Origin of the sequence: Lentzea sp. NPDC051208, assembly GCF_040682435.1 — a bacterium.
Taxonomy (GTDB): Bacteria; Actinomycetota; Actinomycetes; order Mycobacteriales; family Pseudonocardiaceae; genus Lentzea; species Lentzea kristufekii.
Window position 1 is genome coordinate 55,248 of sequence record NZ_JBFBAW010000007.1, and the last position, 13,930, is coordinate 69,177.

Sequence of the window (13,930 nt, forward strand, 5' to 3'; positions counted from 1 at the left end):
CGCATGCATGACGGCAGCGGCCTCATCGCGGTCCAGAACCTGACCAAGCAGTTCGGTTCGGTGACCGCGGTGCAGAACCTGAGCTTCACCGTGTCACCCGGCAGCGTGACGGGCTTCCTGGGCCCGAACGGCGCGGGCAAGACGACGACCCTGCGAATGCTGCTGGGACTGGTGAAGCCGACGAGCGGTACGGCGACGATCAACGGAAGACCGTTCCACCAGCTCGGTCAGCCCGGCCGCGTGGTGGGGGCGGTGCTGGAGGCGCAGGGGTTCCACCCGAACAGGACGGCGCGCAACCACCTGCGCGTGTACGCGGCGGCGCTCGGCGTGCCGGACGCTCAGGCGGACCAGGTCCTCGGCCTGGTCGGCCTGAGCACCGCCGCCGACCGCAACGTCGGCGGGTTCTCGCTGGGCATGAAGCAGCGGATGGCCGTCGCCACCGCGTTGCTCGGCGATCCGCAGGTGCTGGTCCTCGACGAACCGGCGAACGGCCTGGACCCCGAAGGCATCGCGTGGCTGCGGAACTTCCTGCAGTCGTTCGCGCGCATGGGCCGCACCGTGCTGATCTCGAGCCACCTGCTGGCCGAGGTCGAGCAGACCGTCGACCAGGTCGTGATCGTGTCGCGCGGGCAGACGATGTACTACGGGCCGCTGGAACACCTTCGCCAGCAACAACAACGCCGTGTCTTCGTGCAGCCGTCGGACATCGGCGCCCTCGCGACGGCGTTGCGGGAAGCCGGTGTCCAGGCGCTCGAGCAGCTGCCGGACGGCCGTCTCGCCGTGTCCGGAGTGGACGCCAAGCACGTCGCGGACACCGCGTTGCGCGCGGGCGTGTCGGTCTACGGCATCCAGGAGGAGCAGGCGGACCTGGAACAGATCTTCTTCCGGCTCACCAGCGGCCAGTTCGCCGGGCACGCGCCGGCCCCGTACCAGCAGCAGCAGGGTGGGTGGGCCTGATGGGCGACCTCGTGCAGGCCGAGCTCCGCAAGATCACCACAACCACGCTGTGGTGGGCGCTGCTCATCCCGACCGTGCTGATCGCGCTGGGCGGTGGCCTGCTGTCCGGCCTGCTCGGCCAGTCGATCGTGGAGGTCTTCTCGTCCTCCGAGGCGGAGCAGCTCTCCGACGCGCTCGGCGTGACGCCGGACCAGTGGAAGTTCTCCCTGCTCGGCATCGGGCGGACGATCAACCTCGCCACGATGTTCCCGTTGATCTTCGGGGCGCTGGCGATCGCCAACGAGGTCGGCACGCGCACCATCACGACGACGTTCCTCACAGCGCCGTCTCGGGTGCACGCGATGGCGGCCAAGCTGATGGTCTACGCGCTCTGGGGCGCGATCTACGGGCTCGCGATCATCGGGTTCACCGCGCTCGGCCTCGTCCTCACCAGCAACTCCGGCCAGATGCCCGACGCGGGCGGCTGGGCGATGCTCGCCCTGGTCTGCGTGCTGTCCTCGATCCTCATGACCATGTTCGGCGTGGGCCTCGGCGCGCTGATCCCGAATTCCGCCGGCGTGATCGTGCTGCTGATCATGTACTTCCTGGTGATCGAGAACGCGCTGCAGTTCGGCCTGCGGCTCTCGGGCGTGCCGGAGACGGCCGTCGGGTTCCTGCCGAACGGGTCGGTGGACGGGCTGACCGGTTCGGTCGCGGTCGACCTGTTCCTGGCCGACGCGGGCGTCGTGCCGGAGGAGGGCGTCTACTGGCTGCGGGTCGTCGCGGGCGCGGGCGGTGCGCAGGCGTGGTGGCTGTCCGGGCTGATCTTCTTCGCCTGGGTGGCAGCCGCGTTCGGTGGCGGCTGGGCCCGGATGACCCAGAAGGACATCACCTGACCTGCGGTTCCTGACGTCACACTTTTATGTCGGACCCCGACCGTAGGGTGGGTTCCGTGACAAAGGGCTGGATCCGCCGACTGACCGCAGCGTGCTGGCAGCACCCCCGCCTGGTGGTGCTGTCGGTGCTCGCCGCGGTCGTCGGCGTGGGTCTGCAGGCGGCGGGGCCGTTGCTGCTCAAGACGGCGATCGACGACTCGACGGGCGGCCGCACCGATCGGCTGTGGCCGTTGATGGTGGCGCTGGTCGTGCTGGAGGTGCTGACGTTCGGGTCGGCGTTCCTGCGGCGCTACCTGGGCGGGCGGCTGGCGCTGGGCGTGCAGCACGACCTGCGGCTCGGCGTGTTCTCGGCGGTGCAGCGGCTCGACGGCGCGAAGCAGGACGAGCTGCGCACCGGGCAGATCGTGTCGCGCTCGATCACCGACCTGCAGCTGGTGCAGTCGCTGCTGATGATGGCGCCGCTGGCCGTGGGCACGGTGGTGTTCGCACTGGCCGCGCTGGCGGCGATGATCTACCTGTCGATCCCGCTGACGATCATCGCGGTGATCGTGCTGCCGCTGGTGGCGTGGCTGGCCGGCCGCACGCGGCTGACGCTGTTCCCCGCCACCTGGTCGGCGCAGCAGCGGGCCGCGGACCTGGCGCAGCACGTCGAGGAGACCGTCACCGGTGTCCGCGTGGTGAAGGGCTTCGGCCAGGAGGCGCGTGAGGTCGCCCGGCTGGAGAAGCACGCCAAGTCCCTGTTCGCCGAACGGATGCGCGCCGCCCGGCTGTCGTCGAAGCCGCTCGCGACCGTGACGGCGCTGCCGTTGCTAGGCCAGGTCGCGATGCTCGGCCTGGGCGGCTGGCTCGCGTTGCACGGCCAGGTCACGCTGGGCACGTTCCTGGCCTTCACGACGTACGTGGCGAACCTCGTCGGCCCGACGCGGCTGCTGTCGAGCCTGATGGTGTCCGCCCAGCTGGCCAGGGCCGGCGTGGAGCGGGTCTACGAGCTGATCGACTCCCAGCCGGACGTGACGGACGGTCCCGGCGAGGTGCCGTCCGGCCCGCTCGGCGTCTCGTTCTCCGGCGTGTCCTTCGGTTATGCCCGCAGCGAGCCCGTCCTGAAGGACTTCTCGATCTCGGTCGAGCCGGGCGAGACGCTGGCGCTGGTGGGCACCGCGGGGTCGGGCAAGTCGACGGTGTCGTTGCTGCTGCCGCGTTTCTACGACGTGCACAGCGGTTCGGTCCGGGTCGGCGGCGCGGACGTGCGCACGCTGAAGCTGGAGTCGTTGCGCGGCGCGGTGGGCGTGGTGTTCGAGGAGGCCTTCCTCTTCTCCGACACGGTGTTCTCGAACATCGCGTACGGCAGCCCCGACGCCTCGCGCGAGGAGGTCGAGCGCGCCGCGAAGGCCGCCGAGGCCCACGACTTCATCGAGGCCCTGCCGCTCGGCTACGACACGGTGGTCGGCGAACGCGGCCTCACCCTGTCCGGCGGGCAGCGCCAGCGCGTCGCCCTGGCCCGCGCCCTGCTCTCCGATCCGCGCATCCTCGTGCTGGACGACGCGACGTCCGCGGTGGACAACGCGACGGAGGCGGCGATCCACGCGACGCTCGCCTCGGTCACGGCCGACCGCACGACACTTCTGGTGGCACACCGGCGTTCGACGCTGTCCCTGGCCGACCGGATCGCCGTCCTGGACGCGGGCCGCGTGGTCGACATCGGCACGCACGCCGAGCTGACCGAGCGCTGCGCCCTCTACCGCGACCTGCTGGCGGGGCCGGGCGAGGCCATCGAGTCCGCCGCGCCGGTCACGGCCGGCGAACTGTGGCCGAAGCTGTCGCAGGAGGACCTCGACGAGCGCCTGCTCGCCGAGGCGAAGACCTCGGCCCCGGCCGCGGCCGGACGGCGTGGCGGCGCTGGAGGAGGTGGCGCGGGCAGCGGCATGGCGGCGCTGGCCGGCGGCCCGCCCACTCCCGAACTGCTCGCCCAGGTCCGTTCGCTGCCCCCTGCCACCGAGGTCCCGCTCCTGCACGGCGAAGATCCACGCGCCCCCGACCCCGCCTTCCGCCTCGCCCGCCTCCTGCGCCCGGTCCGCTGGGCACTGGGCGGCGTGGCGGCCCTGGTGGTGCTGGACGCGCTGGTCGGCATGGGCCTGCCTTCGCTCGTGCGCCTCGGCATCGACGGCGGCGTGATCGGCGGCGCCGAGTCGGCGCTGTGGCAGGCCGTGGTGCTGGGCGTCGGCCTGGTCGTGGTCGGCTGGCTGACCACGGCGGGCAGCACGGTCTTCGCCGCCCGCCTGGGTGAACGCCTGCTCTACCTGCTGCGCGTCCGCAGCTACGCCCACCTGCAACGCCTCGGCCTCGACTACTACGAGCGCGAGATGGCCGGCCGCATCATGACGAGGATGACGACGGACGTCGACGCCCTCTCGACGTTCCTGCAGACAGGCCTCGTGACCGCCGTGATCAGCCTGGTCACCGTCGTGGGCATCACCGCGGCCTTGGTCGTCACCGACACCTCACTGGCCCTGATCGCCCTCTCGGTGCTCCCGGTCCTGGCCGCCGCCACCGTGCTCTTCCAGCGCCTCTCCTCCACCGCCTACGCGGAAGCCCGCGAACGGGTCAGCGCGGTGAACGCCGACCTCCAGGAGAACGTCTCGGGCCTGCGCGTCTCCCAGGCCTACACCAGGGAACGCCGCTCGGCCGAGGCCTTCGCCGAACGCAGCGACGCCTACCGCCGCACCCGCCTGCGGGCCCAGCGCTACATCGCCACCTACTTCCCGTTCGTGGCGATGCTCTCCGGCGTGGCCCAGGCAGTGGTCCTGGCCGTGGGCGCCCACCGGGTGGCGGCAGGCACCATGACGCCGGGCGTCCTGCTGGCCTTCCTCCTCTACCTGGGCCTGTTCTTCAGCCCGATCCAGCAACTCTCCGGCGTCTTCGACGGCTACCAGCAGGCCAGGGTGGGCCTGCGCAGGATCGGCGACCTGCTCCGCACCCCGAGCACGGTCGAACCACCGGCAACCCCGGTCGAGGTCCCACCCCGTCTGAAGGGCGAGGTGGAGCTCCGCAACGTCTCCTTCACCTACGCGGGAGCCGAAGCCCCGGCCCTGGACAACGTCACGCTCCACGTGAAGCCAGGCGAAACCGTCGCGCTGGTAGGCGAGACCGGCGCAGGCAAATCGACCCTCGTCAAACTCATAGCCCGCTTCTACGACGCCACCGAGGGCACAGTCCTGGTGGACGGCGTGGACGTCCGCACCTACGACCTCTCCGCCTACCGCCAACGCCTCGGCGTGGTCCCCCAGGAAGCCCACCTCTTCGGCGGCGACCTGGCCACCAACGTCGCCTACGGCCGCCCCACAGCGACAGAACAGGAAATCCAGCAGGCAACCGAAGCCGTGGGCGCCCTCCCCATGGTCGCCACCCTCCAGAACGGCTTCCACCAACCGGTGGGCGAACGAGGCAACCACCTCTCCGCAGGCCAACGCCAACTGGTGGCCCTGGCCAGAGCAGAACTGGTCAACCCGGACCTCTTGCTCCTGGACGAGGCGACAGCGGCCCTGGACCCGGCCACAGAATCGGCGGTGCTGGCAGCCAGCGACCACCTCGCAGGCGCCAGAACCACCTTCGTAGTCGCCCACCGCTTAGCAACCGCAGCAAGGGCCGACCGAATAGTCGTCCTGGCCAACGGCCGGATAATCGAACAGGGCACCCACGCCGACCTGTTAAAAGCCAACGGCACCTACGCCCGCCTGTGGCGCCACGGCGGCGCCCCAGAAGCCGCGTAACCACCCGCACACAAACCGCAACGGCAAGCGCCACGCCCCTGCCGCCACGGCAACGGCGCAACCGCCCTGCTCCGCCAACACAAAGGCAAAGCCGAGGCGTCCCTCCACGCGCAAAGGGCAACGGCGAAGCCGAGGCGTCCCTCCAAGCTTGAAGGGCAACGGCGTAGCCGAGCCACTTGCGGCTACCGGCAAAGGCGGAGCCGAGGCGTCCCTCCGTACGCGAAGGGCAACGGCGGAGCCGAGCCACCTGTCGCCAGCGGCAATGGCGAAGCCGAGGCGTGTGAACCTAGGTCTGCTGGTCAAGCGGTAATGAAGCGACCACCGCACTGCGATTGGGGCTTGACCTTGAGTGGGCGGGATGCTCCCCTCACGGGCACGGCCGGGCGCTTTTCAGCCCGGCCCTATTCCGGCCGTCTAAGCATCCCGCCAGAGGCTCAAGGTCAAGCCCCAATCGCTATCGTCGCGAAGCGGCGATGACCGGACCGGCCCGGTACTGCCCGCCCAGCCACCCTCCCAAGGCGACCGCCCGCATGGCAGGTGACCACCCCGCTGGAACGCAACAGGCCAACGCAAGCCGACCCGCGCAGTGCCAACCCACCCGCCCCCGCAAGGCGACAACCCGCACGGCAGTCGACCACCCCGCTGGAACGCGACCAACACCCAAAAGCCGACCCGCGCGATGCGCCTGGGTAAGCCAACACAAACCGCCCGCGCGATGCGCCTGGGGATGCCAACGCGAGCCACCCCGTCGATGCCCCTCGGCAAGCCCCACGCAAGCCACCCCGAAAGCCCAAGCCCGTGGCCCCCACCACGAACCCTCGTCCCCACCCGCCCCGATCCCGTAGAAACCAACTCCAGACCGACACGGTCAAAGGAGCCCCCGCCATGCCCTCCGCCCGCGCCCGCCCCTCGATCCTCTACGTCTCCAACCTGGCCTACCCGGCCAAAGGCCGCCGCTACTGCGACGAGGACATCTACCTGACCTCCCACCTGAGGCAGCACTTCGACCTGGCCATCTGCCACCCGGAAGACGCCACCGCCCTGATGCCAGCTCACGACACGGTCGTGATCCGCAACAGCGGCCCGGTGATCGACTACGCCCCGGCCTACCACCACTTCCGCGACCAGGCGAAGGCCACGAACCAACGCGTCTACAACCCGCTCACCGGCAAGGGCGACATGGCGGGCAAGCAGTACCTGATCGACCTGACCGACGAGGGCTTCCCGGTCATCCCCACGATCGGCACCGCAGACCACCTCGACCGCCTCCCCCAGGCGACCGAGTACGTCGTGAAGCCCAAGGCCGGCGCCGACTCCCACGGCCTGGAGTTCGTCTCCAGCGAAGATCTCCAGAGCAACCTGGAGAACAAGGCCCGCGACGAAGCGGACGTCCTCGTCCAACCGAGGATCGACTTCCGGTACGAGGTGTCGTTCTACTTCGTGGACCACGACTTCCAGTACGCCCTGAACGCACCGGACCCGGCGAAGCGCTGGGAACTCCGCTCGTACGTCCCCAGCCGGGAGGATCTGGAGTTCGCGCAGCGGTTCGTCGACTGGAACGACCTGGACCACGGCATCCAGCGCGTCGACGCCTGCCGCACCCGGCAGGGCGACCTGCTGCTGGTCGAGCTGGAGGACCTGAACCCGTACCTGTCGCTGGACCGGACCCCGGACGACACCAGGACCAGGTTCGTCAGCGCGATGGCGGCTTCGATCCGGCGTTCACTGGGCTGAACAGAACGAGCTGCACAAGATCAATCCGCAGGGCGACCGCGATGTACCTATCGTGAACTGATCAGTGCTCCCGGCGCGTATGCCCGTCCGACAGCTTGTGAGCATTGCTCGAAAGGGAGGCGACGATGTGAGACGCACATCAAGAACTGCTCAACTGCGGGTGACGACAGGGCCGTCCTGATCGATCCTGTGACAGAGCACTCCTTGCCATGTGCCTCCAGCGTGTGAAGGCCCGGGCCAGGGGGACTAACCTGACTACCGCATGAGTCAACACCAAGAGCGAGATGGATAGAGGCGAGCGCCAGCCGTGTCCAGCAGCAGTCCTGCGTCACAGTTCGGGCCGAACGAATGGCTCGTCGAGGAGATGTACGATCAGTTCCTCGCGGACCCGTCATCCGTAGACCCGGCATGGCACGACTTCTTTGCCGACTACAAGCGTGCGGGAGGCAACGGTAGTGCCGCCACGGCCAGCGCGGGTGGCTCTACGACCACCACGACCGCGACCGTGACGCCCCCGGCCGCCGACAACGGCAAGCCCGCGCCCGCCGCCGCACCCAAGCCGGCTGCCGCGCCGCCGAAGTCCGCGGCCTCGCTGCCGCAGACCGGCAAGCCCGCGCCGCAGCAGGCCGCGAAGGCCGCCCCGGTCAAGCCGAGCGCGCAGCCCGAGCAGAAGCAGTTGCGTGGTGCCTCCGCCGCTATCGCGAAGAACATGGAGCTCTCGCTCACCGTTCCGACCGCGACCAGCGTGCGTGCCGTGCCCGCGAAGCTGCTGGCCGACAACCGCATCGTCATCAACAACCACCTGAAGCGGACGCGCGGCGGGAAGGTCTCCTTCACGCACGTCATCGGCTACGCGGTGGTTCGGGCGCTGCAGGCCTACCCGAACATGAACCGGCACTACGCCGAGGTGGACGGCAAGCCGTTCGTCGTCACGCCGGAGCACGTGAACTTCGGCCTGGCGATCGACCTGCCCGGCAAGGACGGCAGCCGCACGCTGGTCGTCGCGTCGGTCAAGGGCTGCGAGAACATGACGTTCACGCAGTTCTGGCAGGCCTACGAGGACCTGATCCGCAAGGCCCGGTCCGGTTCGCTGACGGCGGACGACTTCTCCGGCACCACGATCTCGCTGACCAACCCCGGCACGATCGGCACGAACCACTCGGTGCCGCGGCTGCAGGCGGGTCAGGGCGCGATCATCGGCGTCGGCGCCATGGAGTACCCCGCGCACTTCCAGGGCACCAGCGAGCAGGCGCTCACCGACATGGGCGTCAGCAAGATCATCACGCTGACCAGCACGTACGACCACCGCATCATCCAGGGTGCGGAGTCGGGCGAGTTCCTCAAGCGCATCCACCAGCTGCTGCTCGGTGAGGACGGCTTCTACGACGAGATCTTCGCGTCGCTGCGCCTGCCCTACGAGCCGATCCGCTGGGTCGCCGACATCCCCGAGGGCGCTGTCGACAAGACCGCGCGCGTCATCGAGCTGATCGACGCGTTCCGCACGCGCGGTCACCTGATGGCCGACACGGACCCGCTGAACTACCGCCAGCGCTCCCACGCCGACCTGGACGTGCTCAGCCACGGCCTGACGCTGTGGGACCTGGACCGCGAGTTCCCGGTCGGCGGCTTCGCCGGCAAGGAGCGGATGAAGCTCCGCGACATCCTGGGCGTGCTGCGCAACTCGTACTGCCGCACCGTCGGCGTCGAGTACATGCACATCCTCGAGCCCGAAGAGCGCCGCTGGATCCAGGAGCGCGTCGAGGTTCCGCACGAGAAGCCCCCGGCCACCGTGCAGAAGTACATCCTCAGCAAGCTGAACGCCGCTGAGGCCTTCGAGACGTTCCTGCAGACGAAGTACGTCGGCCAGAAGCGCTTCTCGCTGGAGGGCGGCGAGACCGTCATCCCGCTGCTCGACGCGGTGCTCGACAAGGCCGCCGAGCACGAGCTCGACGAGGTCGTCATCGGCATGCCGCACCGCGGCCGCCTGAACGTCCTCGCGAACATCGTCGGCAAGCCGATCTCACAGATCTTCCGCGAGTTCGAGGGCAACCTCGACCCCGGTCAGGCGCACGGCTCCGGCGACGTGAAGTACCACCTCGGCGCCGAGGGCAAGTACTTCCGCATGTTCGGCGACGGCGAGACCAAGGTGTCGCTGACGGCGAACCCGTCGCACCTCGAGGCCGTCGACCCGGTTCTCGAAGGCATCGTGCGCGCCAAGCAGGACATGATCGACAAGGGCGGCGACTTCTTCCCCGTCCTGCCGGTCGCCATGCACGGTGACGCGGCGTTCGCGGGTCAGGGTGTCGTCGCCGAGACGCTGAACCTGGCGCTCGTGCGCGGCTACCGCACCGGTGGCACCGTCCACATCGTCGTGAACAACCAGGTCGGCTTCACCACGGCACCGGAGCACTCGCGGTCCTCGAAGTACTCGACCGACGTCGCGAAGATGATCGGCTCGCCGGTCTTCCACGTGAACGGTGACGACCCCGAGGCCTGCTACTGGGTCGCGAAGCTGGCCGTCGAGTACCGCCAGGCGTTCCACAAGGACGTCGTGATCGACATGGTCTGCTACCGCCGCCGCGGCCACAACGAGGGCGACGACCCCTCGATGACGCAGCCGGCGATGTACGACGTGATCGACCAGAAGCGTTCGGTGCGCAAGACCTACACCGAGTCCCTGATCGGCCGCGGCGACATCACCGTCGAAGAGGCCGAGAAGGCGCTGCAGGACTTCTCCAGCCAGCTGGAGCACGTCTTCAACGAGGTCCGCGAGCTCGAGAAGCACCCGGTGACGGTCAGCCCGTCGGTGGAGGCCGAGCAGCAGATCCCGGCGAAGCTGCCCACGGGCATCTCCCGCGAGGTGCTGGAGCACATCGCGGACGCCCACGTGAACCTGCCGGAGGGCTTCACGCCGCACGCGCGGGTCAAGCCGGTGCTCGACCGCCGCGCCAAGATGGCGCGCGAGGGCGGCATCGACTGGGCGTTCGCCGAGCTGCTCGCCTTCGGTTCGCTCGCGATCGAGGGCCGCAACATCCGCCTGGCCGGCCAGGACTCGCGTCGCGGCACGTTCGTGCAGCGCCACGCGACCCTGATCGACCGCAAGACGGGCGAGGACTACACGCCGCTGCAGAACCTGTCGCCGGACCAGGGCAAGTTCATGGTCTACGACTCGGTGCTGTCGGAGTTCGCCGCGCTCGGCTTCGAGTACGGCTACTCGGTCGCGAACCCGCAGGCACTGGTCCTGTGGGAGGCGCAGTTCGGTGACTTCGTCAACGGCGCGCAGCCGATCATCGACGAGTTCATCTCGTCCGGTGAGGCCAAGTGGGGTCAGCGTTCCGACGTCGTGATCCTGCTGCCGCACGGCCACGAGGGCCAGGGCCCCGACCACACGTCGGGCCGCATCGAGCGCTGGCTGCAGCTGTGCGCCGAGGGCTCCATGACCGTCGCGGTGCCGTCGACGCCGGCGAACTACTTCCACCTGCTGCGCCGCCACGCCCTCGACGGCGTCGACCGCCCGCTCGTGGTGTTCACGCCGAAGTCGATGCTGCGCCTCAAGGCAGCGGTCAGCGGCACGGACGAGTTCATCAACGACCGCTTCCACTCGGTGATGGACGACCCGACCATCAAGGACCCGAACGCGGTCACGAAGGTCCTGCTGTGCAGCGGCAAGATCTCCTACGAGCTGCACGCCGAGCGCGAGAAGCGCGGCGGTGGCGACGTGGCGATCGTGCGCGTCGAGCAGCTCTACCCGGTCCCGGCCCGCAAGCTGACCGAGACCCTGGAGCGCTACCCGAACGCGAAGGACGTCCGCTGGGTGCAGGAGGAGCCGGCGAACCAGGGTGCCTGGCCGTTCTACGGTCTGGCCCTGCCGGAACTGCTGCCCGAGCACCTGGGCACCGTCCGCCGCGTGTCGCGCCGCCCGATGGCCGCCCCGTCGGCCGGTTCGAGCAAGGTGCACGAGGTCGAGCAGCGCGAGATCATCACCCGCGCGTTCGAGTAAGACCCCGCACGACACGAACGAGCCGCCGGATCCCTTGGGTCCGGCGGCTCGTTTTCTACAGAACTCACAGGAGTTTCCGCCATGTACCACACCGATCGCGGCATCGAGGAGCTCGAGAAGCGGCGCGGCGAGGAGGAGGTCACCTTCGCGTGGCTCGCCGACAAGCTGCGGGAGTTCGTCGACGCCAACCCCGACTTCGAGACGCCGATCGAGCGCTTCGCCACCTTCCTGGCGCGCGACGACGACGACTTCGAGGACTGAGCTACCAGGCGTAGGCCTCCGGGGCCGGCTTCGACCCGTTCGGAGCCGGTGCCGGGAACAGCTCGTCGAGCTTGGCCAGCACGTCCGCGTCGAGCTTCAGCTCCGCGGCGCGCAACGAGTTGTCGAGCTGCTCGGCCGTGCGCGGCCCGATGATCGGCGCGGTCACGCCGTCCTGGTGCAGCAGCCAGGCAAGGCCGACGTTGGCCGGGTCCTCCCCGATCTCCGCGCACAGCTTCTCGTAGGCGTCGATGGTGTCGCGGTACTTCTCCAGCGCGTCCGCGGACCGCCCGGACGCGCTGCGGGACGTGCCGCCCTCGCGCTGCTTGCGCAGCACACCGCCCAGAAGGCCGCCGTGCAGGGGCGACCAGGGGATCACGCCGAGGCCGTAGTGCTTGGCCGCCGGCAGGACCTCCAGCTCGACCCAGCGGGTCATCAGGTTGTAGATCGACTGCTCGGACACCAGCCCGAGGAACCCGCGCGTGCGGGCCGCCTCCTGGGCCTGGGCGATGTGCCAGCCGGCGAAGTTGGACGAGCCGAAGTAGATGACCTTGCCCTGCTGGCGCAGCACGGAGAAGGCTTCCCAGATCTCGTCCCACGGCGTGTCCCGGTCGACGTGGTGCATCTGGTACAGGTCGATGTAGTCGGTCTGCAGGCGCTTGAGGGACGCGTCCGCGGCGCGGCGGATGTTCAGCGCCGACAGCTTGGTCTCGTTCGGCCAGTCGCCCATGCTGCCGTAGAGCTTGGTGGCGATGACGGTCCGCTCGCGGCGGGTGCCGCCCTTCGCGAACCAGTTGCCGATGATGTTCTCGGTGACGCCCTCGCCCTTCTTCCAGCCGTAGACGTTGGCCGTGTCGAAGAAGTTGAGGCCGTGCTCGTGGGCGCGATCCATGATCGCGTGGCTGTCGGCCTCGGACGTCTCGGGACCGAAGTTCATCGTGCCGAGGCACAGGCGGGAGACGGACAGGCCGCTGCGACCGAGGTTGGTGTACTCCATGACTTCCAGCCTGCCCCGCGGCGCGGCATTGTGCCACGTGGAGCTGCTCCAGCTCGCCACAGTCTTGACAGTGTTGGTGACCAAATTTTCTCCACTGTCATTTCACCCACTCGTGAAGTTACGTTTCATCGCGTTCAAGCCTGCCGGGAGGACACGATGAGAATCAACACCTGCGTTGCCGCGGCATTGTTCGCGACTGTTCTCTGCACTCCCACCGCAAATGCACAACAGGCACTGCGCGGTGAGGGCGAGGCTGTTCCCGGCAGTTACATCGTCGTCCTCGAGGACGGCGTCAGCGCATCTCCGCAGAGCCTGCTGAGCAAGTACCGCGGCACGCTCAAGCGCACCTACAAGGCCGTGTTCAACGGCTTCTCCGTGCGGGACATGTCCGAGCAGCAGGCCAGACGGCTCGCAGCGGACCCGAAGGTCTCCTACGTCCAGCGCAACCTCGTCCTCCGCGGCCAGACCACCCAGTGGAACGTGCCGTGGAACCTGGACCGGATCGACCAGCGCGCCCTTCCCCTCAACGCCCAGTACACATATCCGGACAATGCTGCGGCAGGTGTTCGCGCTTACGTTCTCGACAGCGGCGTGCGAATCACGCACAACGAATTCGAAGGTCGCGCGTCGCACGGTTTCGACTTCATCGACGACGACGCGAACGCGAGCGACTGCGCCGGTCACGGCACCCACGTCGCCGGGACGATCGCGGGCCGGACGTCCGGTGTCGCCAAACGAGCGCAGGTCGTCAGCGTGCGGGTGCTCGGCTGCGACAACATGTCCGACCAGGACAGCGTGGTCTCCGGCATCGAGTGGGTCACCCTCAACGGCCGGCGTCCCGCGGTCGTCAACATGAGTCTCGGCGGGCCGGGCCAGAACGACCTCATCGAGAACGCCATCAGGCGGTCGATCGCGGCCGGGTTCACCTACGTGCTCGCGGCGGGCAACGACGGCCGCGACGCGTGCGGCTACACCCCGGCCCGGCTGCCCGAGGCGATCACGGTCGGGGCCACCGACCGCAACGACAACCGCTCGGTCTGGCCGCAGTGGGGAACGGCGTCGAACTGGGGCCGGTGCGTCGACATCTGGGCACCGGGCACGGACGTCCGTTCCGCCTCCACCGCCCACGACTTCGCCACCCGGCTCGACAGCGGCACGTCCATGGCTGCGCCGAGCGTGGCCGGTGCGGCGGCGCTCTTCCTGAGCGCGAACCCGAACGCGACGAACCAGCAGGTGCGTGACGCACTCGTGAACGGCGCGACGACGACGGCGGCCCTGCGCGACCTGCGCGTCGGATCGCCCGACAGGCTGCTGCGCATCGGGAACTGATGCCTCGATGTGC

General features: G+C 69.1%; 8 protein-coding genes. 7 read left to right on the forward strand and 1 reads right to left on the reverse strand.

Annotation, left to right across the window (positions count from 1 at the left end; all coding sequences use genetic code 11):
- Positions 1 to 3 precede the first annotated feature (3 nt).
- From AB0M48_RS18105 to AB0M48_RS18130, 6 genes are all read left to right on the forward strand, one after another.
- Positions 4 to 957 carry an ABC transporter ATP-binding protein gene (locus AB0M48_RS18105; RefSeq protein WP_363842905.1) on the forward strand — a complete coding sequence of 318 codons (954 nt, stop codon included), beginning with the start codon at positions 4 to 6 and terminating at the stop codon, positions 955 to 957.
- Positions 957 to 1,832, forward strand: coding sequence for a hypothetical protein (locus AB0M48_RS18110; RefSeq protein ID WP_363842908.1), 876 nt, complete (start codon positions 957 to 959; stop codon positions 1,830 to 1,832). Before AB0M48_RS18105 ends, AB0M48_RS18110 begins: the two co-directional genes overlap by 1 nt.
- Positions 1,833 to 1,858: 26 nt before the next feature.
- Complete coding sequence (locus AB0M48_RS18115; RefSeq protein ID WP_363842911.1) at positions 1,859 to 5,599, forward strand: ABC transporter ATP-binding protein; 3,741 nt, start codon at positions 1,859 to 1,861, stop codon at positions 5,597 to 5,599.
- Between the two features lie 885 nt (positions 5,600 to 6,484).
- Positions 6,485 to 7,333, forward strand: coding sequence for a hypothetical protein (locus tag AB0M48_RS18120; protein ID WP_363842914.1), 849 nt, complete (start codon positions 6,485 to 6,487; stop codon positions 7,331 to 7,333).
- 307 nt (positions 7,334 to 7,640) lie between these two features.
- On the forward strand, positions 7,641 to 11,333 hold the full coding sequence (locus AB0M48_RS18125) for a multifunctional oxoglutarate decarboxylase/oxoglutarate dehydrogenase thiamine pyrophosphate-binding subunit/dihydrolipoyllysine-residue succinyltransferase subunit (protein ID WP_363842917.1): 3,693 nt from the start codon (positions 7,641 to 7,643) through the stop codon (positions 11,331 to 11,333).
- A gap of 81 nt (positions 11,334 to 11,414) precedes the next feature.
- Complete coding sequence (locus AB0M48_RS18130; RefSeq protein ID WP_030471325.1) at positions 11,415 to 11,594, forward strand: DUF6104 family protein; 180 nt, start codon at positions 11,415 to 11,417, stop codon at positions 11,592 to 11,594.
- 1 nt (position 11,595) lies between these two features.
- Here the strand turns inward: AB0M48_RS18130 and AB0M48_RS18135 are convergent, their stop codons facing one another.
- The gene (locus AB0M48_RS18135; RefSeq protein WP_319988943.1) at positions 11,596 to 12,588 is read right to left on the reverse strand and encodes an aldo/keto reductase; all 993 of its coding nucleotides are present in this window, start codon (positions 12,586 to 12,588) and stop codon (positions 11,596 to 11,598) included.
- A gap of 156 nt (positions 12,589 to 12,744) precedes the next feature.
- Between AB0M48_RS18135 and AB0M48_RS18140 the strand changes: the two genes are divergently transcribed.
- Complete coding sequence (locus AB0M48_RS18140) at positions 12,745 to 13,917, forward strand: S8 family peptidase (RefSeq protein WP_363842922.1); 1,173 nt, start codon at positions 12,745 to 12,747, stop codon at positions 13,915 to 13,917.
- Positions 13,918 to 13,930 lie beyond the last annotated feature (13 nt).

Bases quoted from the DNA above. Each gene is read 5' to 3' on its own strand.
- AB0M48_RS18105 (WP_363842905.1), top strand. From the start codon at position 4: ATGCATGACGGCAGCGGCCTCATCGCGGTCCAGAACCTGACCAAGCAG.
- AB0M48_RS18110 (WP_363842908.1), top strand. From the start codon at position 957: ATGGGCGACCTCGTGCAGGCCGAGCTCCGCAAGATCACCACAACCACG.
- AB0M48_RS18115 (WP_363842911.1), top strand. From the start codon at position 1,859: ATGTCGGACCCCGACCGTAGGGTGGGTTCCGTGACAAAGGGCTGGATC.
- AB0M48_RS18120 (WP_363842914.1), top strand. From the start codon at position 6,485: ATGCCCTCCGCCCGCGCCCGCCCCTCGATCCTCTACGTCTCCAACCTG.
- AB0M48_RS18130 (WP_030471325.1), top strand. From the start codon at position 11,415: ATGTACCACACCGATCGCGGCATCGAGGAGCTCGAGAAGCGGCGCGGC.
- AB0M48_RS18135 (WP_319988943.1), bottom strand. From the start codon at position 12,588: ATGGAGTACACCAACCTCGGTCGCAGCGGCCTGTCCGTCTCCCGCCTG.
- AB0M48_RS18140 (WP_363842922.1), top strand. From the start codon at position 12,745: ATGAGAATCAACACCTGCGTTGCCGCGGCATTGTTCGCGACTGTTCTC.